Source organism: Cupriavidus sp. 2TAF22 (assembly GCF_052115045.1).
Lineage (GTDB): Bacteria > Pseudomonadota > Gammaproteobacteria > Burkholderiales > Burkholderiaceae > Cupriavidus.
The window spans coordinates 1-24,119 of record NZ_JBFRFX010000007.1; the positions used below are offsets into that span (position 1 = coordinate 1).

24 protein-coding genes are annotated in these 24,119 nt (G+C 63.4%); 17 read left to right on the forward strand and 7 right to left on the reverse strand.

Features of this window, described 5'->3' with window-relative positions; genetic code table 11:
* Nucleotides 1-172: 172 nt before the first annotated feature.
* The 3 genes from ilvB to AB4Z48_RS10305 all read left to right on the forward strand — a co-directional run bounded on the left by ilvB (nt 173) and on the right by AB4Z48_RS10305 (nt 3,959).
* Nucleotides 173-1,975 carry a biosynthetic-type acetolactate synthase large subunit gene (ilvB, locus tag AB4Z48_RS10295; RefSeq protein WP_441613827.1) on the forward strand — a complete coding sequence of 601 codons (1,803 nt, stop codon included), beginning with the start codon at nt 173-175 and terminating at the stop codon, nt 1,973-1,975.
* 104 nt (nt 1,976-2,079) lie between these two features.
* The gene (locus AB4Z48_RS10300) at nt 2,080-2,379 is read left to right on the forward strand and encodes an ArsR/SmtB family transcription factor (protein WP_441613828.1); all 300 of its coding nucleotides are present in this window, start codon (nt 2,080-2,082) and stop codon (nt 2,377-2,379) included.
* 503 nt (nt 2,380-2,882) lie between these two features.
* Complete coding sequence (locus AB4Z48_RS10305) at nt 2,883-3,959, forward strand: GlxA family transcriptional regulator (RefSeq protein ID WP_441613829.1); 1,077 nt, start codon at nt 2,883-2,885, stop codon at nt 3,957-3,959.
* Nucleotides 3,960-4,002: 43 nt separating this feature from the next.
* On the opposite strand, the gene AB4Z48_RS10310 is transcribed toward AB4Z48_RS10305, so the two are convergent.
* The 3 genes from AB4Z48_RS10310 to mug all read right to left on the reverse strand — a co-directional run bounded on the left by AB4Z48_RS10310 (nt 4,003) and on the right by mug (nt 6,407).
* Nucleotides 4,003-4,998, reverse strand: a complete 996-nt coding sequence (locus AB4Z48_RS10310) for an SLAC1 anion channel family protein (RefSeq protein WP_441613830.1) — start codon at nt 4,996-4,998, stop codon at nt 4,003-4,005.
* A 215-nt stretch (nt 4,999-5,213) separates the two neighbouring features.
* Nucleotides 5,214-5,792, reverse strand: a complete 579-nt coding sequence (locus AB4Z48_RS10315; protein ID WP_441613831.1) for a hypothetical protein — start codon at nt 5,790-5,792, stop codon at nt 5,214-5,216.
* A gap of 72 nt (nt 5,793-5,864) precedes the next feature.
* A complete protein-coding gene (gene mug, locus AB4Z48_RS10320; RefSeq protein ID WP_441613832.1) occupies nt 5,865-6,407 on the reverse strand; it encodes a G/U mismatch-specific DNA glycosylase in 543 nt (180 codons plus the stop codon).
* Between the two features lie 766 nt (nt 6,408-7,173).
* Here mug and AB4Z48_RS10325 point away from each other — a divergent pair.
* Nucleotides 7,174-8,823 (forward strand): methyl-accepting chemotaxis protein, encoded by a 1,650-nt coding sequence (locus AB4Z48_RS10325; protein WP_441613833.1) that lies wholly within the window; start codon nt 7,174-7,176, stop codon nt 8,821-8,823.
* A 39-nt stretch (nt 8,824-8,862) separates the two neighbouring features.
* On the opposite strand, the gene AB4Z48_RS10330 is transcribed toward AB4Z48_RS10325, so the two are convergent.
* Together AB4Z48_RS10330 and AB4Z48_RS10335 are read right to left on the reverse strand one after the other, a co-directional pair.
* Nucleotides 8,863-10,314, reverse strand: a complete 1,452-nt coding sequence (locus tag AB4Z48_RS10330) for a heavy metal sensor histidine kinase (protein ID WP_441613834.1) — start codon at nt 10,312-10,314, stop codon at nt 8,863-8,865.
* Nucleotides 10,314-10,988, reverse strand: a complete 675-nt coding sequence (locus tag AB4Z48_RS10335; RefSeq protein WP_441613835.1) for a heavy metal response regulator transcription factor — start codon at nt 10,986-10,988, stop codon at nt 10,314-10,316. The genes AB4Z48_RS10330 and AB4Z48_RS10335 overlap by 1 nt, the downstream gene beginning before the upstream one ends.
* An 849-nt stretch (nt 10,989-11,837) precedes the next feature.
* Between AB4Z48_RS10335 and AB4Z48_RS10340 the strand changes: the two genes are divergently transcribed.
* From AB4Z48_RS10340 to AB4Z48_RS10355, 4 genes are all read left to right on the forward strand, one after another.
* The gene (locus AB4Z48_RS10340) at nt 11,838-12,635 is read left to right on the forward strand and encodes a transcriptional regulator (RefSeq protein ID WP_441613836.1); all 798 of its coding nucleotides are present in this window, start codon (nt 11,838-11,840) and stop codon (nt 12,633-12,635) included.
* 719 nt (nt 12,636-13,354) lie between these two features.
* Nucleotides 13,355-14,626 carry an MFS transporter gene (locus AB4Z48_RS10345; protein WP_441613837.1) on the forward strand — a complete coding sequence of 424 codons (1,272 nt, stop codon included), beginning with the start codon at nt 13,355-13,357 and terminating at the stop codon, nt 14,624-14,626.
* Nucleotides 14,627-15,050: 424 nt separating this feature from the next.
* A complete protein-coding gene (locus AB4Z48_RS10350; RefSeq protein WP_441613838.1) occupies nt 15,051-15,221 on the forward strand; it encodes a hypothetical protein in 171 nt (56 codons plus the stop codon).
* Between the two features lie 19 nt (nt 15,222-15,240).
* Nucleotides 15,241-16,137, forward strand: a complete 897-nt coding sequence (locus AB4Z48_RS10355; RefSeq protein ID WP_441613839.1) for a TIGR03571 family LLM class oxidoreductase — start codon at nt 15,241-15,243, stop codon at nt 16,135-16,137.
* A 311-nt stretch (nt 16,138-16,448) separates the two neighbouring features.
* On the opposite strand, the gene AB4Z48_RS10360 is transcribed toward AB4Z48_RS10355, so the two are convergent.
* Nucleotides 16,449-16,910 (reverse strand): MarR family winged helix-turn-helix transcriptional regulator, encoded by a 462-nt coding sequence (locus tag AB4Z48_RS10360; protein WP_441613840.1) that lies wholly within the window; start codon nt 16,908-16,910, stop codon nt 16,449-16,451.
* Nucleotides 16,911-17,111: 201 nt separating this feature from the next.
* Between AB4Z48_RS10360 and AB4Z48_RS10365 the strand changes: the two genes are divergently transcribed.
* The 7 genes from AB4Z48_RS10365 to AB4Z48_RS10395 all read left to right on the forward strand — a co-directional run bounded on the left by AB4Z48_RS10365 (nt 17,112) and on the right by AB4Z48_RS10395 (nt 21,825).
* Complete coding sequence (locus AB4Z48_RS10365) at nt 17,112-17,387, forward strand: BufA1 family periplasmic bufferin-type metallophore (protein WP_441613841.1); 276 nt, start codon at nt 17,112-17,114, stop codon at nt 17,385-17,387.
* Between the two features lie 20 nt (nt 17,388-17,407).
* Nucleotides 17,408-17,890, forward strand: a complete 483-nt coding sequence (locus AB4Z48_RS10370) for a DoxX family protein (RefSeq protein ID WP_441613842.1) — start codon at nt 17,408-17,410, stop codon at nt 17,888-17,890.
* 72 nt (nt 17,891-17,962) lie between these two features.
* Entirely contained in the window at nt 17,963-18,724 is a 762-nt protein-coding gene (locus AB4Z48_RS10375) for an alpha/beta hydrolase (protein WP_441613843.1), read from the forward strand.
* Nucleotides 18,725-18,805: 81 nt separating this feature from the next.
* A complete protein-coding gene (bufA2, locus tag AB4Z48_RS10380; RefSeq protein WP_441613844.1) occupies nt 18,806-19,075 on the forward strand; it encodes a BufA2 family periplasmic bufferin-type metallophore in 270 nt (89 codons plus the stop codon).
* A gap of 74 nt (nt 19,076-19,149) precedes the next feature.
* On the forward strand, nt 19,150-20,001 hold the full coding sequence (bufB, locus tag AB4Z48_RS10385; RefSeq protein ID WP_441613845.1) for an MNIO family bufferin maturase: 852 nt from the start codon (nt 19,150-19,152) through the stop codon (nt 19,999-20,001).
* On the forward strand, nt 19,998-20,750 hold the full coding sequence (locus AB4Z48_RS10390) for an HvfC/BufC family peptide modification chaperone (protein WP_441613846.1): 753 nt from the start codon (nt 19,998-20,000) through the stop codon (nt 20,748-20,750). Before bufB ends, AB4Z48_RS10390 begins: the two co-directional genes overlap by 4 nt.
* 49 nt (nt 20,751-20,799) lie before the next feature.
* Entirely contained in the window at nt 20,800-21,825 is a 1,026-nt protein-coding gene (locus AB4Z48_RS10395) for an alpha/beta fold hydrolase (RefSeq protein WP_441614065.1), read from the forward strand.
* Between the two features lie 3 nt (nt 21,826-21,828).
* Here AB4Z48_RS10395 and AB4Z48_RS10400 read toward each other — a convergent pair whose 3' ends face one another.
* A complete protein-coding gene (locus AB4Z48_RS10400; RefSeq protein ID WP_441613847.1) occupies nt 21,829-22,224 on the reverse strand; it encodes a nuclear transport factor 2 family protein in 396 nt (131 codons plus the stop codon).
* A gap of 237 nt (nt 22,225-22,461) precedes the next feature.
* Between AB4Z48_RS10400 and AB4Z48_RS10405 the strand changes: the two genes are divergently transcribed.
* Both AB4Z48_RS10405 and AB4Z48_RS10410 read left to right on the forward strand, forming a co-directional pair.
* Nucleotides 22,462-22,668: a hypothetical protein gene (locus AB4Z48_RS10405; protein ID WP_441613848.1), complete on the forward strand. Its 207-nt coding sequence runs from the start codon at nt 22,462-22,464 to the stop codon at nt 22,666-22,668.
* Between the two features lie 37 nt (nt 22,669-22,705).
* Complete coding sequence (locus tag AB4Z48_RS10410; RefSeq protein ID WP_441614066.1) at nt 22,706-23,593, forward strand: LysR family transcriptional regulator; 888 nt, start codon at nt 22,706-22,708, stop codon at nt 23,591-23,593.
* Nucleotides 23,594-24,119: the final 526 nt, after the last annotated feature.

Below are 24,119 nucleotides of genomic sequence, written 5' to 3' on the forward strand. Positions count from 1 at the left end.
ATCGTCCATGAGCTGGTGCCGAACATACGCTGTTCTCGAGTTGGATGGGAAATCGCCCTTTGATCTTGGTCGCTGATATTGTCAGCGCCGGTTTCCATGCGAGCCAGCCGTGACCCGAAMCCCGCACGTWGTTTCACCCATCTCCCTGAAGCCAGCGCACGCAAGCGAATCGATGTCGGGTGCCGACATCATCCTGCGTGTCCTCAGCGARSAGGGCGTCGATACCGTATTTGGATATAGCGGCGGCGCCATCTTGCCGACCTACGACGCTGTTTTCCGTTTCAACGAAATGCACGAGGGARACCCCGAGCGTCAGATCAAGCTCGTGGTACCCGCCAATGAACAGGCCGCGGGCTTCATGGCCGCCGGTTACGCGCGCGCCAGCGGAAAAGTCGGCGTATTCATGGTGACCTCCGGCCCGGGCGCGACGAACGCGGTGACGCCGATCGCCGACTGCAACGGGGATTCGGTCCCGGTCGTSCTGATATGCGGGCAGGTGCCGCGTGCCGCGATCGGCACCGATGCCTTCCAGGAAGCGCCCGTCTTCAACATCATGTCGGCGTGCGCCAAGCAGGTCTTCCTGGTGACCGATCCGGCGAAACTGGAATACACACTGCGGACCGCGTTCGAAGTGGCGCGCACCGGTCGTCCGGGCCCGGTTGTGGTGGATGTGCCGAAGGACATCCAGAACTGGACGGGGCCCTATCATGGGCAAGGTACCTTGCMGTTCCGCGGCTACTCCGATCGTCTTCGCATGGTCGCAAAAGGCGCTCGTCTGGACGAGAAAAAGCGCACCGARTTCTTCGATCTCCTGGGGCAGAGCAAGCGGCCGCTGCTGTATGTCGGTGGCGGCGTGATCACGGCCGGCGCAACGGCKGAACTGCGTCGATTCTCCGAGCGCTACGGGATCCCCGTYGTAACGACGCTCATGGGCCTTGGCGCGATACCGGCGAAACACGAGCTGTGTCTTGGCATGCTCGGGATGCACGGTGCCGCCTGTGCGAACTACGCGGTGGAGGATTGCGATTTCCTGATTGCGGTGGGTGCGCGATTCGATGACCGGGTCGCCGGCGGGCGCCCGGATGCCTTTGCTCCCGGTGCGCGGCATGTCGCGCATATCGATATCGACGAGGCGGAGATCAACAAGGTCAAGCGGACCCACTGGAGTCACATCGGCGATGCGAAGAGCGCGCTGCTGTCATTGATGGAACACGCGCCGGCCGCGCGATCGCCCTCGGACTGGCTCAGCCAGGTGATCGAGCTGAAGCGGACCTATGGCATGAATTACGACAGAAACAGCGCCGCGATTCAGCCGCAGTTCGTGATCGAAAAGCTCAGCGAAATCACGGCCGGCCAAGCCATCATCAGCACGGGTGTCGGCCAGCACCAGATGTGGGCCGCGCAGTTCTTYGAGTTCGTCGAGCCTCGCAGCCTTCTGACRTCGGGCAGCATGGGAACGATGGGCTTTGGGCTGCCGGCGGCGATCGGTGCCCAGCTGGCGCGCCCGGACGCGCTGGTGATCGATATCGATGGCGATGGCAGCATCCGGATGAATATTGGCGAGCTGGAGACCGCGAGCACGTACGGGGTTCCGGTCAAGGTGCTGCTGCTCAACAATCGCGGCGACGGGATGATCCGGCAGTGGCAGCGTCTMTATTTCGAGGGGCGATTTTGCGTAAGCGACAAGGCGCTGCATCGCAAGGATTTCGTGATGGCGGCACAGGCCGACGGGTTCGAATTTGCGCGTCGCGTGGAAACGAWAGGCGAGATCGAAGACAGCCTCAGGGCGTTCGTGGAGTTTGACGGACCCGCCTTGCTCGAAGTGATGATCGACGAGAACGCCGACGTGTTTCCGATGGTGGGACCGGGCCAGAGCTACGCGAGCATGCTCACGGGACCGTTCATTCCGTCCCGCTCCGGGCAGGAAACGGGAAATCAGGGGGCGGGGCGCCAGGATGCTGCGGATATGTTCTGACGACGCTGCGCTCCGGCGCGGCACAAGCCGATACGGGCGCTGCGTCCSGCAAGCTGCGCTCGCGGCGCCATTTCGCTACYTTMWCCCSGYCCTGGCYGAAYTCCATGATTGACGCGAACCTGATTCATAAAGCCCTCGCGAACCGCTTCCGGCGTCAGATCCTGGCGTGGCTGAAGACGCCGAACGAGGTCTTCGTACAGGGCTACATCGATCTTGGTCATGGCGTGCCGTCGACTGTGATTCACGCRCGCAGTGGCCTGTCGCAGTCGACCGTATCGGCGCATGTCGCAACGTTGGTCGAGGCCGGCCTTCTTGTTCAGACCCGGGTGGGGCAGTGGATCCTCCTCTCTCGGAATGAAGARGTGATACGCGCCTTTGCCAGGCAGATCAGCTTGCATCTGTAGGCGCCGGCCTTGTCGATCGGAGGGGCGGACGCACTGCCCTCGCGAGTCACCGGGCCTTGTTCATAGGCGACCGGTGGGAGCGTTTGCCCGTCTTCCTGAGCGAAGCCGTATTGCAATCGCATCTGTTCAGCCTCATCTACCTGTAACTGTGCGTCGGCGGCTGCAGGCTCCGACCGGAATGGCGAGAATGAACGGAGCGGTCATACGACCCCGTTGACTGCCGGGATTCCGGTGTCCAGATCGACGTGGGCCTGCTTGTATGTAAATACGCTTTTCAATGACAATTAATCCGGTCCAGTCACGGCCCCAGGGGGCACGCCGTCGGACGAACATCTGATATTCTGAGCAAACTTGCATAGATTTGAGCGCGTCGGCGGCCATGCATTCCATAGTGCACTTGGCAAAGCCACCGGTTGGTTGACTTTGTTCGAACAACCCTTACAGCAGCGCCCAGGATGGCGTAGCCGTTACGCCGGTATAGAAGTGAACGAACAGATCCATTGATGAAACTCGCTGTTGTCGTGTTTGATGGAGTACAAGCGCTAGACATTGCTGGCCCGATGGATGTATTCGCGGAGGCCAACGCGCTATTGCCACCCCACAAGCGGTACGAGATTTCATTGGTGGGCGTGCGCCCCGATAGCGTCACCTGTTCGAACGGCATGGAAATTAGTGTGCCGGTGGACTATCGCAACTATTCCGACGATTGCGATCTCCTGTTGGTGGCAGGGGGGCCGCGTGCTCCGGAGATGCGTCCCGACCCGGATTTCCTGTCGTGGCTTCACGATAAAGCGCTGACCACGCAGCGGTTCGGAGCGGTTTGCAACGGCGTATTTCTGCTTGCGCACGCCGGGCTCCTTGATGGACGGGAAGTCACTACGCATTGGTCCGAGACCAAGCGACTCCAGGAGCATTTTCCGCGTGCCTTCGTGCGGCCAGACAAGATCTTTGTCCGTGACGGCAGCTTGTTCACGTGTGGTGGCGTCACCGCCGGCATCGACCTGTGCCTCGCATTGGTCGCCGAAGACCTGGGTCACGCGCTCGCGGTGAAGGTTGCGAAGCGCCTGATTGTCTATATTCGCCGGGACGGCGGACAATCTCAGTACAGTCCATACCTCGCTGTCGGCCCGGAGGAAGACTCCATCGTCAGCAAGGCGCTGCGGTACGTCAACGACCATATCGCAGATGCCTTCTCGATCGAGGAATTGGCGGACGCGGTAGGCGTGAGCCGGCGCACGTTCAGCCGCACCTTTGCGAAGCACGCCAAGGTTGCCCCTTCTGTCTTTGTCGAGCAGGTACGCGTCGACTTCGCCAGGAAGCTGCTCGAGCAGACGGATGTGCCTCTCAAGACGATTGCGTTCAGGAGTGGATTCCATAGCTCCACGCATATGCGGATGATCTTTTCGCGACGCCTCGACATCACACCCAAGCAGTATCGCCAGCGCTTCCAGGAGAACGAGGGTGGGTCAGGCGATATTGCGGACCAAAGCAGCCACAACAAGCATCCGCTGCCGGGCAAGCTGCGTCGGGACGATATTCGGATCACGTCATCGCGCGAAGTTGCTATCGCTAAACGCTGAATTGCGCGGCCCCGCTTCCTGAACCTCATCTGCCATAGCCGGATCATCCGCCGGATAGCAAGTCACCGCTGAACACAATCCGCATGGTCCGCAAGAAGAGCACGACGATCACCACGGACAAGAACGCGAGCAGAAGAATCGCCAGCACGGTAAGCGGCCAGACACGAACCGTGTCTGCGTATTTCAATGCCGCGCTCGTCAATGCCGCAACCGGAAAGCTGACGCCCCACCAGCCCGCGGCAAACGGAATGCTTCGACGGAACACCTTGAAGACCAAGGTAAAGAAAAGAAACAATCCGAAATAAAACAAGACCGCCGCGAACACATCAACTCTTTGCGTGAAATTCGTGTAGGCCAGGAACCCCACCTCGAATGGAGCGATGAGGATCATGAGCGAGGGAATCATGCCACTCGCCAACTTCTCATGATGAATCAGCCGGGACACAATCATGGTGAAGAACACAAGAGCAAGAATGGTCCCGACGGCCAGGGAGAAGATATTGAACTCGTGCGCCCACGGCATGGACATCGTCCCTCCCGCCACGGCGATATCGAGCGTCGCGACGCCGGGGATCAGCCACGCCGGCAGTGCATGCCCGGAATCGATCTTTCCGCGGAAAAGCCGGCTGACAATAGTGAACGCGAGGGCGATGGTGCCGATGGCGCCAATGGTCCAGACGACTTCCGCCGTTGCCTGACTGGCCTGGCCGATGATCGAAGAGATCAGCAAGACCGCGATAGGCACCGTACCGAAGAAGTTTCCGGCAATTGGATGCCGAAACTCATGCATCACGGCATCCGGATACTTTGCGATCTTCACCGCGTACGAGACTGCCAGAATCAGAAACGCGATCACCGCCAAGAGTCCGATCACACCAGAGATGATCGGGCTGACGCCATACTGATTGGCGGCCAGTCGCCAGGCAAGCGAAAGCCCGGAAATACCCATGACCGAGGCAAAGAGATTCACCGGAAGATGCTTCACCGACATCTCACGTTTCTCAATTGCGTGCTTGGCGGGTGGTTGTAAAGCCTGCATCGATTCTCCTCAGTAAATGGCCGTACCACGGAATCGCAGCGACGTAGCGATTTGGGGAGTATAAGTTCGGATGCAGAGCGGAGTTCCTCCCGCGCAAGGCTGTTTGGGGCCAAATTATTCTAGTTTCTGGCCACCATGAACCACGGAAGTAAGCCAGGCACATCGGCCCGATCGGCGTGGATGCTCAGGCCTTCCGTGACGGGGTGGTACGAATGTCATGCAAATCGAAGCGAGGTCAGTGTCTCGATGTCAGCACGCGTTGCGCCGGCCATGGCTTCGACGAATGTCACGCCTTCTCCGGTGACATCGATGACAACCGAGTCGGAGATGATTCTGTAGGGGACACCATCGTTCTCGCCGTCCATCAGGGAACCGGCCATGTCCTTGATCCCGTGAGCCGATCCAAGCAGGAGTACAACCCGCTTGGCCCCGCTGCCGATCGCCCAGCGTGCAATCGCAACACCATCTCCGTGCTTGCCGCTTGCGTCGATGATCGCCATGTCCATGGACGGGCTGGTCATTTCGGCGAATGAATCGGTGGAGTGATATACCTCCCTCTGCCGGGCATCGCCGTGGCGTTGCCGACTGCCAGCGATGAAGCCCGCATCCATGAAATCGTCCGTCGGATACGACATCATGCCTGGCACGCCGTCATGAACATGCAACCAGACTTCGGTATCCGTCGGAACCCGACTTGCTACCGCCGCCGGCAAACCGGGGCCCAGGTAGACAAATTCTCCATCCTTGAGATGCGTTGCTGCGCGCTCAAGCATCTGCTCGGTCGTCCATACCATCTTGCACTACCTCCTGTTCATCTTGAACTGCCGCTGTTTGCCGGACACCGCAAGGAAATCCTCATCGCCGGCCTAACTCTCCGCGGCGAGGCGGAACTCGCCGTAGGCGTCAACCAGGTCGGCGAGACTGAAGCCACGGTTTCGGCCGCTTGGGTTCGGCAATACCCAGACCTTCGAACTGCTTATTGGCTGCCGCTGTGGCCCCCAACTGACCACCCGCTGCCCGGTCATGGCCGCATAGGCGGCCTTACCCAGGAATGCGATATAGGCCGGACTGAAGCGTTCGAGCTTCGCTGCCAGCTGCGGCGAACCACCGACATACTCCTCGTGCGAGAGTTCGCTCGCACTGGCTGTGGGGCGGCTCACCGCGGTTGCCAGACCGTATCCATACGAAAGCAACAGATGACAATCCGCGGGCCTGAGCTCGCGATCGGTGAACCCTGCGAGATGGATCGCCTGCCAGAAGCGGTTCCCGTGGCCGGCAAAGTGAAAGCCGGTCATCGCTGCCTGCAACCCGGGATTCAATCCGCAGAACACGCCCGAAAGCCCCGGCCTCATCATGTCCTGCAGGGGCCCGGAAGGTTCTTGCGCCGGGACCAGGTGTGGATGCGTCATTTCTCTGTCCTTCGCCCTCGCCGCGGGCAGCCTGAACTAGCAGGAACCCGACTGGCCTTCCCGCCCGCCGCATCGGCGACAGGGCGCGGCGGGTTTTTCAACTATAGAGAAGGCCCGTAGCCTGGGGCGTTGAAGATAGGCCAGAAGCTGGCCATAGTTTGTCGCTTGTCGGCCATTGGGGTTTCTCGCTCACATGGCCTCCCGGCCTGGGACGGCGCTCGCCCAATGAGTTCGCCGGCGCCCGGCGACTGGCTCATAGCCGCTGCTGCGCGACATGTCTAGTCCTACTAAGGTTGGGGGAAATTCGTTTCGGCTTGCGTCGATATCCCATACAGACACGGCCGCCCCGATCTTCTGCTGTCTTTTTCCCCGCGGCAACAAGCTTCCGACGGGCGGCTTCCAAACGCGCCGATGGAGAGCATCCGGGGCAGTTTGCAGAAGTGAAGCGGTGCACCACCACCGGTACGCAACGCGCACCCGGCCACTGCTTCCATTCGAAGGTATATCGAGATCCTCTACAAGCGGCGGCGGCAAGCGAAACTCGAATGCCGAACCGCGGGGGAAGTCGCCGCTAAATACCGTAGCCAGCAGGTTGCGGCATATATCGGGCATGAATCGGATCGCGCATATATCGGCTGTGTCGGGAAGGAGACGCCCGCCATGCGGATTCCTGCGGGACGTCTGGCCGTGAATTTAACAGCATCGTCTCCCGGCCAAAGGTCGAGAGACGGTCCGAATTGCCGATGCCGTATTTCAAGAAGCAATCATGAACGAAAATCGAAAACTCACCCTCAATCAACGGCTCTGGATTCCTTTCGGGCTGATATGGCTGGCGATGATTGGCATCGTTACTTACGAGGCATCAGTCACTCGCGCGGAGCAGTTTGCCGGTCGTCAGCGCGAAATGCAGAGCATTGCTGAAGCCGCGGCCAGCATTCTCGTGGCAATCGAGAAACAGGCCGCGAGCGGTAGCATGTCGATGGAGGAGGCCCGGAAGCAGGCGAAGGAGAGTCTCAGGCCAATCCGCTTTGGTGTGGATGGCTATGTTTCGATTACGGACTTTTCCGGTCGGTCGATCATGCATCCGTTCAAGCCGGAGAACGAGGGCCAGGACATGAGCGGGCTAAAGGACCCGACCGGCAAGGCCATCTACGTCGAGATTGCCAAGGTTGCCCGCGACCAGGGCGGCGGCTTCGTGAGCTATATGTGGGCCAAGCCAGGAGCAAGCGAGCCGGTGCGTAAGCTCAGCTACGTAAAGCCGTTCAATGCATGGAAGTGGACTGTCACTACAGGCGCCTACGTAGACGATATCGAGGCGGCTTTTCGCGAGGAGCTTTTTCACTCCATTTTGCTGCTGGTCTTCCTGGGGGGCGCCGCGACCTTGCTTGCCGCTTGGCTATTGCGTAGCGTTCACCGTGAGCTGGGCGGAGAGCCGGCCTATGCCGCCTCGATAGCGAGCAGCATTGCGGCTGGTGACTTCACCCGCCACGTAGCGCTTCGCGGGAACGACACCTCCAGCTTGCTCTACGCCATGCAACGCATGCAGGGCAAGCTCGCCGGCACGGTGGCGCAGATTCGTGAGTCGGTGGACTCGGTAGCTACTGCGACCGCCGAAATTGCCGCGGGCAATGCCGATTTGTCCTCGCGTACCGAGCAGCAGGCCGCCTCGCTCGAGGAGACGGCCGCGAGCATGGAAGAACTGACCACCACCGTCCAGCACAATGCGCAGAGCGCTCGCCAGGCGAGCGGGCTGGCAAACAATGCGTCAGAGATCGCGAACCAGGGCGGCGAGGCAGTAGGTGCGGTGGTCAGCACCATGGCACAGATTGCCGAGAGCTCGGGTCAGATCGCCGACATTATCGGTGTAATCGAGAGCATCGCCTTCCAGACCAACATTCTCGCGCTCAACGCTGCGGTCGAGGCGGCGAGGGCCGGGGAACAGGGCCGCGGCTTTGCCGTGGTAGCAGAGGAAGTGCGCAGCCTTGCCCGGCGTTCGGCGACCGCCGCCAAGGAAATCCGCACCCTGATCGGCACTTCCGTCGAGCGCGTCCGGAGCGGATCCGAACTTGTCACGCGAGCTGGCTCGACCATGACGGAGATCACGCAATCGATCCGTCGCGTCACCGACATCATGGGTGAGATTGCCGCGGCATCGGAGGAGCAGCGCAGCGGCATCGAACAGGTCAATCGGGCGGTGACACAGATGGACCAGGTCACGCAGCAGAATGCGGCGCTGGTGGAGGAGGCTTCCGCGGCGGCACATTCGCTCGAAGAACAGGCGGCCACGTTGCGGCATGCGGTTTCGGCGTTCCGTATTGCGGAGCAAGCGGACGCTGCCACATTCCCGCGGCAGGCTGATTCCGCATATGCAAGCCATGCGTCCAGTGCGCCAACCCTGAATCGATCGATGCGATAAAGCATCGTCGCCACGAAGGCGGATCATGGTTCGATCGCCTCAGGTACGGTGTTGAGCCGATGCGGAATCCGCCGTGCCTGCCGGGAAGAACAGCCTGAATGCCGTTGTCCCCCCGACTTTGGACTCCACCTCGACGCGCCCGTGATGCAAGTCCATGATGGACTTCACGATGGCCAGACCGATGCCTGCCGACTCTCCCGAGTTGGCGCGGGCCGGATCGCCACGGAAGAAGCGGTCGAATAGCCTGGGCAGGTGTTCTGGCGCGATGCCGGCGCCGGGGTTGCGTACTTCAATGCTGCCGCCTGCCGGCCCCGAGCGCGCCGTCATCACCACCGTCTGCCCGGGGGGTGTGTAGCGGATGGCATTGGCCACCAGGTTGCTGACAGCGCGCCGCAGCAGCAGAGGATCTGCCTGCACCGCGCCACTGCCATCCACGGCGATCGCCACGCCGCGCGCCTCGGCCAGTCCTTCGAAGTAATCGGACAGCGCGCCAAGCTCGCGCGCCAGGTCCAGCCGCGCGGGCTTGACGGCCACGCGGGCGTTCTCCGCCCGCGCGAGAAACAGCATGTTCTCGATCATGCGGGCCAGCCGCTCGTACTCTTCGATATTGGACGCCAGCAGGGCCTGGTATTCGTCGGCGCTGCGTTCGCTCGCCAGTGCGACCTGGCTCTGTCCCAGCAGATTGCCGATGGGCGTGCGGAAGTCATGCGCAAGATCGGCGGAGAACTGGGAAAGCCGCTCGAAGCCGTCGCGCAGCCGGTCCATCATCTGCTGCAGGGCCGTGGCCAGTTCCTCCAGTTCGGGCGGCAACTGGGCCGGGTCTACCGGCAACTCCAGCCGCCGCACCGTGACCGACGAGGCGCCGGCAGCGATGCGCCGCAGCGGCGCCATGCCGGTGCGCAGCGCCAGATAGCCAAGCGCGGCCACCGCCAGCGTGCCGAGCAGACCGGCCAGCAGCAGCTTGGCGCGGTAGGCGTACAGCATCGTGCTGCGTGCAATGGCGGTCTGGTAGAGCGTGAAGGTCAGCGCTGGCTGTGCTGCGGCGGTTCCGGTACCAGCACCCGCATCCGCGCCCGGCCGTACGAGTGCTCTCACGCCGTGCGCGGGATAGCCTTGCTGCGTGGTCCAGCTGCGTATCGACCCGGGGCCGATCGGCGCATCGGGAGCAAGCGGCGCCAAGGCGGGCGGTGCGTCCGTCCCGGTATTGGCGGCCACCAGCACCCTGCCGTCGGCGCCGTGCACGAGCAGTGTGAATTCGTCGTTGCCGGACACCACGCTGCCGACCTCCTTCCACTCGGCAGCGGCCTGGGTGCTTCGCTCCGCCAGTTCATTGCGCACGCGCGCCGCCTTGCGCAGCAACTCCGCGTCGTCGCGCTCGATCACTTGCGTGGCCAGCGCGCGATAGAGGTAGGCGCCAACGCCGCCGAACACGAGCGCGGCGACCAGGCCAAAGGCGAGCGCCAGGCGGGAGGTGAGCGAAAGCCTGTGCATCAGGACTGCCGGCGCTCCAGCACATAGCCCATGCCGCGCACGGTATGGATCAGCTTGGGCTGGAAATCGTCGTCCATCTTGGCGCGCAGGCGGCGCACGGCCACATCCACCACGTTGGTATCGCTGTCGAAGTTCATATCCCAGACATGGGAAGCGATCTGGGTGCGGCTGAGCACCTCGCTGTGCCGGCGTGCGAGGAAATGCAGCAGGGAGAACTCGCGCGGGGTGAGTTCGATGCGCTGTCCGGCACGCGTGACGCGGTGGCGGATCAGGTCGATCTCGAGGTCTTCGATCTCGATGCGGTCAGCCTCGCGCACCGGGCCGCGCCGCAGCAGCGTGCGCACGCGCGCCAGCAACTCGACGAAGGCGAAGGGCTTGGCGAGATAATCGTCGCCGCCGAGCTCCAGGCCGCGCACGCGATCCTCCACCTCGTCGCGCGCCGTCAGGAACAGCACCGGCGTGTCCTTGCGCTCGCGTAGCTGCTTGAGCACTTCCCAGCCGTTCATGCCCGGCAGCATCACGTCCAGGATGACCAGGTCGTAGCTGACTTCCAGGGCCTGGTGCAGGCCGTCGGTGCCGGTCACGGCCAGGTCGACCACGAAGGCAGACTCGGTGAGTCCCTTGCGCAGGTATTCGCCGGTCTTGGGCTCGTCCTCCACCACCAGAAGTCTCATGCTCGTCCTCGTCTAGCCAATGCCGGCAGGCGTGCAAACGGCGCCTGCATGCCCGGATGATAGTCGCTGGCGAGATAGCCCTGAATGACAAATCTGTAATCGATTCGAAAGCATCCTCCGCCCCGGGCGGCACCGGATCCAGGCCGTTGAACGGCTCACGGCAGCTGGCGCGCCTTTGGTCCGGGGGAACGGCGGATGTGGATCACCAGGCTCGCGCCGGGCCATGGCAGTCCGCGGATGGGATGAAAACAGATTCCCCCATCAGGGGGGACAAGAACCTGTGAACTTCTGAAATTCGTCTATTTCTCAGAGATTTTTATGTCAGAAATTAAAACTACAATATATGTATTAAAAATGTCTTGGGTTATAGTTTGCGCGAATCGCCGCATGGTTGTGGCTTCCAGGGCTGTCGCGACCGGATATGCGATTCGCATGGCCGCGACCCGGCCGGGCGCAAAAGGCAATAACTCGCAAGGAGGGGTAGGGCGCCGTCATATATGTCGGTCGTATATGTCAGTCTCATGTGTCAGTCGTATATGTCAGACGTATATGCCGGTCGTATGTAGTTGGTATTAAATCGGTATCAGGAAAGTACATTCACGTCCTTGGCGGTGTCCAGCACCCATAGCGATCAAGGATCAAGCCGTCCGGAGAAGACAGAACTCGCCGAAGGTACGCCGGGCGCGAGGAGTGCCGTGCAGAGCGGGTTCGAGCCCGCCGCGCGGCATGCACTGGCACGCGCTGCATTCGGGAAATGACCATGGCGGTACGCGAGAGCCGGGAGGCATCTGCGCGGCACGTTTTGGCACGGGTAAATGGGGTCCAAAATCTCAACGGTGAGGGGCATGGATGCAGTACCCAGGGGTATTCACGAGCCAAGAGCTGGACAACTATTTTTCATCCTTCGTCGGCATGGAGGGCGGTAACCCGCGCGCGTCCGTCTGGATCTGCGATCGCAGCCCGCATCCATGGTCCGAGCCGCTGGTGCGGCCGCTGCGGCCACGCACCGAGCCTCCCGCATGGGATGCGGCGTTCCGCCTGCGGCACCGGGATGAAATGGAGCGCTGGCTGCATCATCAGCGCATCGCGCGCATCATGGCGGCCGCCCGCGCGCAGGCGCTGGGCGAGCGGCTGGGCGACGATGACTGGAAGCACTATTACCGGGACCGCCTGTACGCGCCCGGCGGCAGCGAGTTCAAGCTGAACCTGTTCCCGTTGCCGGCGCAACTCGACGGCCTGACGCCGTGGTCCAAGGTGTTCCGCGGCCAGTCGGAACTGGTGCCCAAGGACCGCTACCTGAACTTGTGCCGGCAGGGCGGGCGCTTCCGCTTCCTGCAGCAGGCATGCGCGCGCTGGCGGCCCAAGCTGGTGGTCTGCCTCGGCTATCGCCATGCCGAGGACTACCTGCACGCCTTCGGGCTGGAGCACGCGGCCGGCCAGGACCTGCCGCTGCAGCCGGCGGACCTGGTGAGGATCCTGCGGGTGTTCGACAAGGACGGCACGACGTGGATCAACTGTCCGGCCCTGGCGGGCAGCGCCGGATTGACCTCCGATGTACTGCTCAACGCATTCGGCCGGCTGTTGGGCACGTGGCTCGCGCCCGCCGACTTCGGCGTGCCGGCCGAGGCGGCCCTGGAGTGCGCCTAGCGCCCTGATCGGCACTGGCATCGAGGCGGTCCGCCGACAAGATGCGGACGCGCCATTCCGTCGGGACATGTGCGCGGCAAGGCGGCCGCCTTGCCGCGCATCGTTCCCCGGCACGCCAGCCAGGGGGCACGGCCCGACCGATTCCCTCTTCCATCCCGCCGGCAAGCCACACAGGCTCCCGCACAGGCTCCCGCAATAGCGCCCATCCCCGCCCCGGGCCCCCGCCCCTGATTGCCGGGCGCGGAACGCACTCCTGGCGCCAATCCTCCCAATTGCCACTTGTCCCGACATGGCCTGGCGACAGGCCTCGCGCCGGAGCGGCGCCACGCCTGGTTCCCCCGTTTGCCGAATCCGGACGATGACGTCCGGCCGTACCCCGCCCAAGTGCCGAGGTCGCGCGGGTGACCCCGGCTGCGCGGCACGGAACGGAATATCACCCGGGCGGCGCGCTCGCCATATATCGTGAAAAACGAATGTAATTTGTTTTGTATTCTCTTTGAGAGATACTATGCTATGACTATTCACTTTCCTCTCAGAGGGCGGCCGTGATGCATCCGGCAGTGCAATGGGTCAGGCAATGTGGGTCGCTTGCAACTTCGTTGCCCGCGTGCGAACTGGCCAAACGGCTCGCGCGTGAAATGAGCGACGCGTCCGCGGCGTAGCGCGTGTCGCAACACCGAAAGTGACTCCAAGTCAATCTTCAGAACGGCGATGACAATATGAATCCCCCGGAAAACCCACCCACATCGGCGGCGAGACCGCTCGCCAGCACCAGCTACTCAGAGCGCAATGCGCCGTACTGGCGGCGCAATCTCGCCATCTGCGTATTCGGCTCCTTCACCACGCTGGTGAGCCTGAGCATGCTGCTGCCTTTCCTTCCGCTATATGTGCAGCAGCTCGGCGTCGTATCGCCTTCTGCCGTCGTGCAGTGGTCGGGAGTGGCCTTCGGCGCGACCTTTTTCGGTACCGCGATCACCGCGCCGCTCTGGGGGCGTCTCGCCGACCGCTACGGGCGCAAGCCGATGCTGGTGCGCGCAGCGATCGGCATGGCGATCGTGATGTCGCTGATCGGGCTCGCCCACAGCGTCTTCGAGCTCGTCTTGCTGCGCCTGGTCGCGGGCCTGATCGGTGGCTTCGCGTCGGCCTCGATTGTCATGATCGGCACCCAGGCGCCGCGCGAGCGTGCCGGCTGGGCGCTTGGCATCCTCTCTACGGGTGCGCTTGCGGGCAATCTGATCGGTCCGCTCGTGGGTGGCTTCCTGCCGGACTGGGTTGGCATCCGTGGCACGTTCTTCGTCGGCGGCGCAATGATCGCGGTGACGGCTCTCCTGGTCATCCTGCTGGTGAAAGAAGATTTTCGCCGCGAGTCCGATGTGAAGAAGCCCTCGGCGTCGGCGGGGCTCTCACCGGCGCCGAACCGCTCTGTCACTGTCACTCTGCTGCTGACCGCAATGATGGTGCTTCTCGCCAATATGTCCATCGAGCCGATCATCACGGTGTATATCGGCAGCCTTGGCGTGCCCACCGACCATCTCGCGCGCGTGGCCGGCATTGTCATGGCGTCCTCCGCGTTAGGCAGCATGCTGACCGCCGCGCGGCTTGGTGCGCTTGCCGATCGCATCGGTGGCTGGAACGTCATCATCGGCTGTCTTCTGGCAACGGGACTGGTCATGGTGCCGCAGGCCTTCGTGACGCAATGGTGGCAACTGGCTATCTTGCGCGGCTTGATGGGAATGACGCTGGCCGGCTTGCTTCCTGCGATTGCCAAGTTGGTGCGGCAATCGGTCGACGAACGGGAATCCGGGAAGATGCTGGGCTATCTGCAATCCGCCCAGTTCACCGGGCAGGTGGTGGGGCCATTGATCGGCGGACAGATCGGCGCGCATGTCGGATTGCATGCGGTGTTCTACGTGACCGGCTTGCTATTGGTTGCGTGTGCCGGCATCAATCAATGGGGCCGGTCTTTCAAGCTGCGGGTCTCCAACGCCTGACAATGCACTGCCGGCGCCTGGCGAGCATCGGGCCCCGCGTTGCACTTCGCGGGGCGATTTGCCGATAGACAGGCAGCATCCCGGTTTCGACGCGAAGCTCCGTGCCGGTGCCTGGCAGCAAGCCGACGATCGCCGGTAGGCATAGTGTCCGGCGACGACAGGCCGGCACTGCGCCTCGAACCGCGCGCCTCCAGCACCGGCTGGCGCCTCGCGCCGCACCAGTCAATGGTCCGCCACGCAGCACTTCCTGCCACCGGCAGCGGTGGATCCAATGTCCCGGTTACCGCGATGGAACAACTGAATTGCGGTCGGGGCGGATTATCTTTCCGCGGGAAAAGACAAGAATTCCGGTACCGAGGCGCGCAGCCTCGTCGGCGTGACAGGCACTTGCCGCCCATGAGCCGCGCCCAAACCGGAGTCCATCATGCAAGCAGCACAGTTCTCTCAGCAACCGATCGAGCAGCAGGGCGATATCCCTCACTGGGCCGATGAGCTCCCGGCGGGGACGTGGCTGGAAAGGGCCGCTTTCGAAGAGCTTCCCTATACCTTCGAGCGATTCGCGAATCCTGCGCATTCCGGCGCCGGTTCTCTCTGATACCGCAAAGGAGTCCACCATGCTCGACGTCAATCATTCCACCTCTTTGCTGACCCCGGCGACAGATCGCGACCCTGCCTCGAACGCTGGTTTTCGCAAGATGTTCCGCAAGGGAAAGCTGACCATCGGCGTGCTGTTCGCCATCGAGTCCTACCCGGGCGATGTGCCGACGATGCGCAACCAGATCGCGCTGGCGCAGCTGGCCGAGCGCGCCGGCTTTGCCGCGCTCGGCGTGCGCGACGTGCCGTTGCGCGATCCCAGCTTCGGTGACGTCGGCCAGATCTTCGATCCGTGGGTGTGGCTCGGCTACGTTGCGGCGCAAACTACCGGCATCGCACTCTTCACCGCTGCGATGGTCTTGCCGCTGCGGCACCCGTTGCACACCGCCAAATCAGCGGCGAGCCTGGATCAGATCACGGGCGGGCGGTTCGTCATGGGCATCGCATCGGGCGACCGGGCCGTGGAGTTCCCGGCCTTCGGCGTCGAGCATGAACAGCGTGGACAGTTGTTCCGCGAGCAGGTCAGATACCTCGACACGGTGTGGGGCAGCGCGTATCCGGCCCTGGATAGTGGCTATGGCTACCTCGGCGGCGCGGATGTCATTCCCAAGCCGGTAGCGCGCCGGGTCCCGCTGATTGTCACCGGTCACAGCCAGCAAAGCGTCGAATGGATCGCCGAGCATGGAGATGGCTGGATTACCTATCCCCGCAGGCTCGATCTGCAGGCCCAGCTGGTGAAGAACTGGCATGACACGGTGGCGGAAATCGATCCGGCGGCATTCAAGCCCTTTTCCCAGCCTTACCACATCGATCTGGATGCGGACCCGATCTTGCGCCGGTGCCGATCCATGGCGGGCACAAGCTGGGACGAAAGGCGCTGCTGCGCCACCTGGAGTTCCTCGAGTTCGCCGGCGTGAACCATGTCCTGCTCAACCTCAAGTACGGAAGCCGGCCCGCCGCCGACGTGATGGATGAGCTAGCTACGCACATCGTCCCCCGCTTTCCGGCGCACGAGACGTATCGCTGATGCGTGATTCCACCTGGACCTGAGCGCAGTTCAGTGACGGGCGTCATCGCAAATACTCGCCTCTGGCGAATGCGACCTATCCATGGAACGCACGGGAGGATGAGATGCCGTGGTTTGCGACAGGACTCCGGTCGTGAACCATCGGCGGCAGATGGTCGGCAGATGGTCGGCAGATGGGCGCCAGTGGCTGACGGTCGCTTGCTAGCCCTTGTCCGGCGTGGCGCTGATGAGATTATCGCGCAGCGTCGTGATCGCCTTCTGGATATTCCGGAATTCTTCGGGCGCGAGGCCGCAAGCCTCCACGAGGTCCATGCTCAAGCCTGTCTCGCGCAAGCGTCGGCCTGAATCGGTCAGGCTCAGCACAACCTGGCGCTCATCGGCGGCATCGCGTTGCCGGCGGATGTAGCCCATGGCTTCGAGCTTCTTCAGGATCGGTGTCAATGTGTTGGATTCCAGGAAGAGCTTCTCGCCAAGCCCGCTGACGGTCTGGTGGTCCTCTTCCCACAAGGCAATGATGACGATGTATTGCGTATAGGTAAGTCCGAGCGCCTGAAGAATGGGCTTGTAGGCTTTGCCGAAGGCGAGATTGGCCGAATAGATGGCGAAGCAGAGGAAGTCTGCCAGCCTGGGATTGCTGCGCGCGGGTTTGGTCTTGGGTTTCATCGGTGGTTAGTTTGTGTCGCTCTGTATCTGACTGTATCTGGACACATTATATATACATCGCATCCGATCTAATCGGGTTGACTAAATCCGGAAGACCTTCAATAATGCATCGGACGCGATTGAAACGGAACCGACTAAAGTGGCCGGCGCCGTCGAAGCGGTAGTCCCATGCCACCAAACGCCTTTGCCAAGGAGATCACCATGAAAAGCACACACGCCGTCCTTGCGGCCACCCTCGCCATTTCACTCAACGCCCTCGCGGGTGTCGCCCATGCCGCGGAGCCGGCCAAGGCCACGGAGAAGTGTTATGGCGTGTCACTCGCCGGCAAGAACGATTGCGCCGCCGGTGCGGGTACCAGCTGCGCGGGAACGTCCAAGGTCGATTACCAGGGCGATGCCTGGACCCTGGTGGACAAGGGTAGCTGCACGCAGATCAAGACGCCCAAGGGTCACGGCTCGCTGAAGGCGACAAAATGATTTCGCGCACTGGCCAAAGGATGGCATCACCGGTGGGTCAGAGCGCCCCGGCGGCAAGCGGGACAGTGGGCGCCGCGCTGCAGCGTCTGCTTCCGCCAGCCTTGCTGCTGCTGCTTGCGCGGGCCGGCATCGCTTCGGTCTTCTTCCTCTCGGGGCGGACCAAGGTGGACGGCTTCCTGGCGATCAAGGCGACGACCTACAGCCTGTTCGCATCGGAATATGCGTTGCCACTGGTGCCGCCCGAGCTGGCCGCGCAGCTGGCAACATGGTCTGAACACCTGTTCCCGATCCTGCTGGTCCTGGGCTTGCTCACGCGAACGGCGGCCGCCGCGCTGCTGGGCATGACGGCGGTCATCGAGATCTTCGTCTACCCCGACGCATGGCCGACGCACCTCAGCTGGGCGGGCTTGCTCCTGCCGCTGATCGCGCAGGGCGGGGGCGCCTGGTCGCTCGACCACGTCTTGCGACGCGCTCGCCCGCTCTCCCGCGCGCGTGCGGCCTAGCGCCACTGCTCGTTCGAATACCCATTGTTCATTCACGCTAAAAAAGCAGGCCTGGCCTGCTGGAGAACTTCAATGCGATTCATCCCGACACTCGCCATCGCCCTGGCCGCGGCAATCCCGTCGCTCGCCCCGGCGGCGACGCCGCCCGCGCCTCAGGGTGCGAAAAACATCGTCCTCGTCCACGGCGCCTTCGTCGATGGATCGGGCTGGCGCGTGGTCCACGACATCCTGATCCACAAGGGCTACAAGGTCAGTGTGGTGCAGCTTCCCCACACCACGCTCAGTGAAGACGTCGCTGCCACGCGCGATATCGTCGACGAGCAGGAGGGGCCTGTCGTGCTGGTCGGCCACAGCTACGGCGGCTCGGTCATCACGATCGCCGGCGCGCGCTCGAAGGTGAAGGCGCTGGTCTATGTCGCCGCCCTGGAACCGGACGTCGGCGAAAGCGTGGCCCAGCTCGCGGCATCCATGCCGGCAGCGAGCGCCAGTGTCCGCCCGACCCGCGATGGGCACCTGTTCTTCGATCCCGCCAGGTTCGGCACCGATTTCGCCGGCGACCTGACGTCGAACCGGACCGATTTCATGGCCGCCTCGCAAGTGCCGGTGACGACCGCGGCCTTTGCCGCCGGCGCATGGACGGCAGCATGGCACGACAAGCCCAGCTACGGCATCGTGGCCACGGAAGACCGCGCGCTGAACCCGGACCTCCAGCGCTGGATGTACAAGCGCGCCGGCGCGAAGGTGACCGAGATCAAGGCTAGCCACGCTGTCTACATCTCGCAGCCCGAGGCCGTCGCGCAGGTGATCGAGGAAGCTGCGCGCGACGTCAAGTAAGCGAGCGGGCGGCACGCAGCGCCCCTGCGCATTTCCATCCCGACCAAAACCTTTTTCCTACCCCAACCCCGGAGAAACACGATGAACATCACCAAGAAATCCTGTGCCAGCATCGCCACCGCCGCAGCGCTGGTCGCGCTCGCGTCCTTCTCGATCGCCAGCCCGGCGCATGCCGCCGGCAAGGAGGAGCCCGGCCGCTGCTACGGGGTCAATACCTGCAAGGGAACCAGCCTGTGCGCGACGGCCAAGAACGATTGCAAGGGCCTGAACGATTGCAAGGGCAAGGGCGTCCTGGTGAAGCCCAAGTCGGAATGCCTCAAGGCAGGCGGCACGCTGACCGAGCCGAAGTGATCGCCCGGCCGGCCCGGTACGGGATGTGCCCGCCGGGCCGGCCGCGTCTTACCCACGTCATCTGAGTACGCGCCATGCTCGCTCCAAGTCCGACCTTCCCAGGCTATGGCCTCGGCCTGCGCAAGGAACACTACCGTGAATTCCTCGAAACGGATGTTCCGGTCGATTTCGTCGAGGTCATCTCCGAGAACTTCATGGTCGCCGGGGGCCAGCCCCGGCATATCCTGCGCGAGATACGCGCGCGATATCACGTCGCGATGCACGGCGTCTCCATGTCTGTCGGCTCCGCGGACGGGCTTGACCGCGACTATCTCCTGCGCCTGAAGGCCTTGGTCGACGAGATTGAGCCGCTCTACGTATCCGATCACCTGAGCTGGTCGCGCATCGGCCGCTTCAATTCGCATGACTTGCTGCCGGTTCCTTACACGGAGGAAGCACTGGACATCGTCTGCGCCAACATCGGCATGGCGCAGGACGTGCTCGGTCGCGCCATGTTGTTCGAGAATCCGTCCAGCTACCTTGCCTTCCAGGGCGCTGCCATGACCGAGTGGGAATTCCTCGCTGCCATGTGCAAGCGGACCGGCTGCGATCTGCTGCTGGACGTCAACAATGTCTTTGTCAGCGCGTCGAATCATGGATTCGATGCCCACGCCTTCCTCGACGGTATTCCCGCCGGGCGCGTGCGCCAGGTTCACCTTGCCGGGCACAGCCAGGGCCGCGACATGCTGATCGATACCCATGACAGCCCCGTGTGCGAGCCGGTATGGCAACTCTACGCCAGGGCAATGTCGCGTCTCGGGCCCGTCGCGACCATGATCGAGCGGGACGAAGACATTCCGCCGCTCTCCGAATTGCTGGGCGAACTAGCGTTCGCACGCGCCATCGGCGCCGGCGAGACAAGTGCCATCGCGCGGGAGGCCGCATGAACCTGGCCGAACTGCAGCGCGATTTCCGCGCGTGGCTGGTGACGGCATCGCCCGATGCGGCACGCCGGCTGGAACCCGGTGGCGAGGCGGGTGTGGCCGTCTACCAGAACAATTACCGTGCCCAGCTCGTGGGCTGCCTCGAATCCTCGTTCCCGCAGGTGCGGGAATGGATGGGAGAGGATTTGTTCCTGGCCGCTGCCATCGCCCATATCGACCTTCATCCCCCGCACGCCTGGACGCTCGACGCCTATGCCGACGGCTTTGGCCAGACGCTGGCCGCACAGTATCCGGACAACCCCGATCTCCATGAACTCGCATGGATCGAGCATGCCTTGTCCCAGGCCTTTGTCTCACGCGACGCGGCGCCGCTGGCGATGGCGTCCATGGCGGATGTCGACTGGGACACCGCGCATCTGCGTCTTGCGCCGTCCCTCGCGGTCCGCGTCGCCACGACCAACGCGGAGCGGATCTGGACCGCGCTGAGCGAGGGCGAGCCGCCGCCCGAGGGTGAGATGCTGGCGGCGCCAGCAGGGCTGATCGTCTGGCGTCGGCAATTCACTTGCTACCTGCGCCAGGTCGATGCCATAGAGCGCGACGCACTGATCAGCTTGCAGGCCAGCGGCAGCTTTGCCGCGCTCTGCACCCACCTGGTCGAGCGCCTCGGCGACAGCGAAGGCATCGCCAGGGCTGGCGCGCTTCTCGCCGGCTGGCTCGGCAGCGATCTCATCGCCAGCATTGAAGCGGACTGAGTCGTTCGCTCGCCATCCAACCCTGAGGAATCACATCGTGTCGAAGAGTATCTTGTCCCGCCGGCAGTTCTTGCTGTCGGGCGCTGCCGGCGTCGCGGGCGCCACGCTGCTTGCCGGCAAGCCGGCGCTGGCCGCACCCGCCGCCGCGCGGGGCGCTTCCCTGCGCAGCCTGCCCGTTCGCCAGGTGCGCACGGAGTGGCTTGATATCGGCTATCACGAGGCAGGCCCCGCAGGCGGCCGCCCCGTGATCCTGCTTCATGGATTCCCGTATGACATCCACAGCTACGTGGAGGTGGCGCCGATGCTGGCGGCGCGCGGCTATCGCGTGATCGTCCCCCATCTACGGGGCCATGGCACGACGCGCTTCCTGGACCCCGCCACGCCGCGCGCGGGCCAGCAAGCCGCCATCGGCCAGGACGTAATCGCCCTGATGGACGCGCTGCACATTCCGGAAGCGGTGCTCGCGGGTTACGACTGGGGTGGCCGTGCTGCCTGTGTCGCGGCGGCGCTGCGGCCGTCGCGCTGCGTCGGGCTGGTTTCGGTCAACAGCTATCTCATCCAGGATATCGCCAAGGCGGCCGCGCCATTGCCCGCGCAGGTCGAACGGGGGCTCTGGTACCAGTATTACTTCCAGACCGAACGCGGGCGCGCGGGTCTCGAGGCGAACCGTCGCGATATCGCCCGCATCCTGTGGAAGAACAACTCGCCGACATGGCACTTCGACGAAGCCACGTTCCAGCGGGCGGCCCGGGCTTTCGACAATCCGGACTACGTCGAGGTCGTGATCCACTCCTACCGGCACCGGCTCGGTCTTGCTCCCGGCTATCCGCTATACGACGACGCGGAGAAAAAGCTCGCGGCGACACCGCCGATCTCCGTGCCGGCCATTACGCTGGACGGCACGGCGGATGGCGTCGTGCCGGCGACCGACGGTCAGGCAACGGCGGCCCGCTTCACGGGCCCGCGCATCCACCGCCAGATTCCCGCGGTTGGCCACAATCTGCCGCAAGAGGCGCCCGACGCGTTCGCGGATGCGGTCAGCGAACTCGTGCGGAGTGGCAAATGGCGTACGTGATCATCAACCTTCTTCGTGGTGCGTGTACAGCTTGTTGGCGATCAGCCAGTTGCCGTCGACCTTCAGCAGCGAAAGGAAGTTGTAGTAGTCGAATCCGAACATCCTGACGCGAACCTTGGCGCTGGCCATGGCGCCGAGCACGTCGATGGAGAGGATCGACATGCGGTATGGCTCGCCTTGCGAGGCCGGGCTTGCTCGTCCTGCTACCGCGGCCAGGTAGGCGGCCACGGTCCTGTGGGTGGCCTCGCCATTCACATGGCCGAACACCGCGGCCGCAGGGTGGAAGGTCGAGCCAAGGCATGTCGCATTGCCGTCGTAGATGGCGTCAAGATACACGTACAGCAGTTTCAGGATAGCCTGGTGATCCCCGTCTATCTCTGGAAAATCGTATTTGCTCATGGTAGTTGCTCCGCTGACCGTTTGCGCAACGGAGCACCGTGCCCGGCAAGCTCATGCCGCGGTATCCGGTGCTTCCGTACTGGATCGCAATGTAGGGGCTTTTGGCCACGCGATAAACCACCACGGGGAAACATCAGTTAGTACATGATGTAATGGCTCCGACGGCGTGGCCCCGCGCGAAGACGCAAGCAGTGCCCGGCGTTCCCGCGAGACCGCAAGGAATAGGGAACATGGAACATGGAACAAGGCGGTACGGTATTGATTCCGCTTGCGCAACGCCGTTTTTCCACGACATCGGTTGACTATCTCACCCCCGGCGATGAAGACTTGATGCGCGTGCATCCTGAATTGGTGCGAGGCGGCCGCGGACTATCCTTCGCCATCGATCGCATGCGTCGGCAAGCCCGGATGTGGCCAGGCCTTCCTGGCAGCGGCGATTCATGAGGCGGCGGCCCGCCGTCCGTATTGGAAAGGTATGAAGATGGATGTGACCGATCTCAGGGTATTCGAAGCCGTCGCCCGCCTCGGCAGCATGAACCAGGCGGCCGCCGAGCTGCACACCGTCCAGTCCAACGTGACGGCACGCATCAGGGCGCTGGAGCGGGAGCTTGGCGTGCCGCTGTTCAGCCGCCATGTGCGCGGCGTGAGCCTCACTCCCGCCGGGCAAAGAATGCTCCCGTATGCCGGGCGCATCGCCAGGCTCGTCGCAGATGCGAGGCTGGCCGCGACTGATGAGGGCGCCCCGGGAGGGGACCTGGTGCTCGGGACGCTCGAGACGACGGCGGCGCTGCGCCTTTCCCCCATTCTCACCAGCTTCGCGCGTATGTACCCGCAGGTGCGGATGTCGCTCACGACCGGCACCAGTTGCAGCCTGGCCACCGATGTCGCCGACTGCAAGCTCGACGGCGCCTTTATCGCCGGCCCGCTCGATCATCCCGATCTGCACGGTGAGGTGATCTTCCATGAGGAACTGGTCGTCGTGACGGCGCGCACCGTTTCCTCGCTCGGTGCCCTGGCGGCCATCCCGAGCCTCAAGACCATCGTCTTCCGGCAGGGATGCTCGTACCGCCAGCGGCTCGACGCACTGCTCGCCGAGATGGGGATCCTGGTAGCGACGCCCCTGGAGTTCGGGTCGCTGGATGCCATCATCGCGTGCGTCGGGGCCGGCATTGGCATCACCCTGCTGCCGAGGAGCGTCGTCGCGGGCGCGGCGCGCCAGGCGCTGGTCGCGCTCCACGAGATCGCCCCGGAGCACAGGGATGTCGAGACCCTGTTCATTCGCCGGCACGACGCCTATGTCTCCAACGCCATGCGGGCCTTCGTCGAGGTGTCCCGGGGCGAGTTCCAGTCCCTGAAGGCGGCGGCATGAAGATGGCCGCGGCTTAGTGCGTGCCGGCCCGGGCAGAGGACCGGCAAGCGCGAGGTGCATTCTGGCTTGTGACGAGCAACTCTCCCGATGCCGTTGCGGTGTTGCGCCAGCTCGCCCGGGGCGTCGCCATGCGCTGCAAGGCGCATCTTGCCGAGGGCGGAGTCCCGTTGTCCTTGTACCTGAGCCGGATCGCGTCCGACACCGGCAGGTGTGAGCGGGCCGGCGCCGGGGCTGCCGGGCGCAGGGATGGGGTATCTGTTTTCCCGATACCCCTATCGCTACAAACCGCGCGTGTGACCCGGAAACACGGCTAAGCTTGTTTCCACGCACGACAGAAACGGTGTCCTTGCGAAGCCAATCCGAAAAAGAAGACGATCCGAGCAAGACGGCCATGCCGTGTGTGCCCTGAGCCTTGCTTCGGGTCCGGCCTTCCGCTCCGGCTCCCATGCCCCCGTTGTTCTGTTGCACTGTTGTTCCGTTGCTGCCAGGCAGCGCACCAATTTCGTCTGGAGTCACCATGGATCAG

What these genes read in the sequence shown, in the direction of transcription:
- AB4Z48_RS10375 (WP_441613843.1), top strand. Translation starts at nt 17,963, where the DNA reads ATGCGATTCATCCCGACACTCGCCATCGCCCTGGCCGCGGCAATCCCG.
- AB4Z48_RS10330 (WP_441613834.1), bottom strand. Translation starts at nt 10,314, where the DNA reads ATGCACAGGCTTTCGCTCACCTCCCGCCTGGCGCTCGCCTTTGGCCTG.
- bufA2 (WP_441613844.1), top strand. Translation starts at nt 18,806, where the DNA reads ATGAACATCACCAAGAAATCCTGTGCCAGCATCGCCACCGCCGCAGCG.
- AB4Z48_RS10325 (WP_441613833.1), top strand. Translation starts at nt 7,174, where the DNA reads ATGAACGAAAATCGAAAACTCACCCTCAATCAACGGCTCTGGATTCCT.
- mug (WP_441613832.1), bottom strand. Translation starts at nt 6,407, where the DNA reads ATGACGCATCCACACCTGGTCCCGGCGCAAGAACCTTCCGGGCCCCTG.
- AB4Z48_RS10350 (WP_441613838.1), top strand. Translation starts at nt 15,051, where the DNA reads ATGCAAGCAGCACAGTTCTCTCAGCAACCGATCGAGCAGCAGGGCGAT.
- AB4Z48_RS10365 (WP_441613841.1), top strand. Translation starts at nt 17,112, where the DNA reads ATGAAAAGCACACACGCCGTCCTTGCGGCCACCCTCGCCATTTCACTC.
- AB4Z48_RS10390 (WP_441613846.1), top strand. Translation starts at nt 19,998, where the DNA reads ATGAACCTGGCCGAACTGCAGCGCGATTTCCGCGCGTGGCTGGTGACG.
- AB4Z48_RS10405 (WP_441613848.1), top strand. Translation starts at nt 22,462, where the DNA reads ATGGAACAAGGCGGTACGGTATTGATTCCGCTTGCGCAACGCCGTTTT.
- AB4Z48_RS10305 (WP_441613829.1), top strand. Translation starts at nt 2,883, where the DNA reads ATGAAACTCGCTGTTGTCGTGTTTGATGGAGTACAAGCGCTAGACATT.
- AB4Z48_RS10340 (WP_441613836.1), top strand. Translation starts at nt 11,838, where the DNA reads ATGCAGTACCCAGGGGTATTCACGAGCCAAGAGCTGGACAACTATTTT.
- AB4Z48_RS10360 (WP_441613840.1), bottom strand. Translation starts at nt 16,910, where the DNA reads ATGAAACCCAAGACCAAACCCGCGCGCAGCAATCCCAGGCTGGCAGAC.
- AB4Z48_RS10315 (WP_441613831.1), bottom strand. Translation starts at nt 5,792, where the DNA reads ATGGTATGGACGACCGAGCAGATGCTTGAGCGCGCAGCAACGCATCTC.
- AB4Z48_RS10310 (WP_441613830.1), bottom strand. Translation starts at nt 4,998, where the DNA reads ATGCAGGCTTTACAACCACCCGCCAAGCACGCAATTGAGAAACGTGAG.
- AB4Z48_RS10400 (WP_441613847.1), bottom strand. Translation starts at nt 22,224, where the DNA reads ATGAGCAAATACGATTTTCCAGAGATAGACGGGGATCACCAGGCTATC.
- AB4Z48_RS10345 (WP_441613837.1), top strand. Translation starts at nt 13,355, where the DNA reads ATGAATCCCCCGGAAAACCCACCCACATCGGCGGCGAGACCGCTCGCC.
- bufB (WP_441613845.1), top strand. Translation starts at nt 19,150, where the DNA reads ATGCTCGCTCCAAGTCCGACCTTCCCAGGCTATGGCCTCGGCCTGCGC.
- AB4Z48_RS10410 (WP_441614066.1), top strand. Translation starts at nt 22,706, where the DNA reads ATGGATGTGACCGATCTCAGGGTATTCGAAGCCGTCGCCCGCCTCGGC.
- AB4Z48_RS10370 (WP_441613842.1), top strand. Translation starts at nt 17,408, where the DNA reads ATGGCATCACCGGTGGGTCAGAGCGCCCCGGCGGCAAGCGGGACAGTG.
- AB4Z48_RS10355 (WP_441613839.1), top strand. Translation starts at nt 15,241, where the DNA reads ATGCTCGACGTCAATCATTCCACCTCTTTGCTGACCCCGGCGACAGAT.
- AB4Z48_RS10335 (WP_441613835.1), bottom strand. Translation starts at nt 10,988, where the DNA reads ATGAGACTTCTGGTGGTGGAGGACGAGCCCAAGACCGGCGAATACCTG.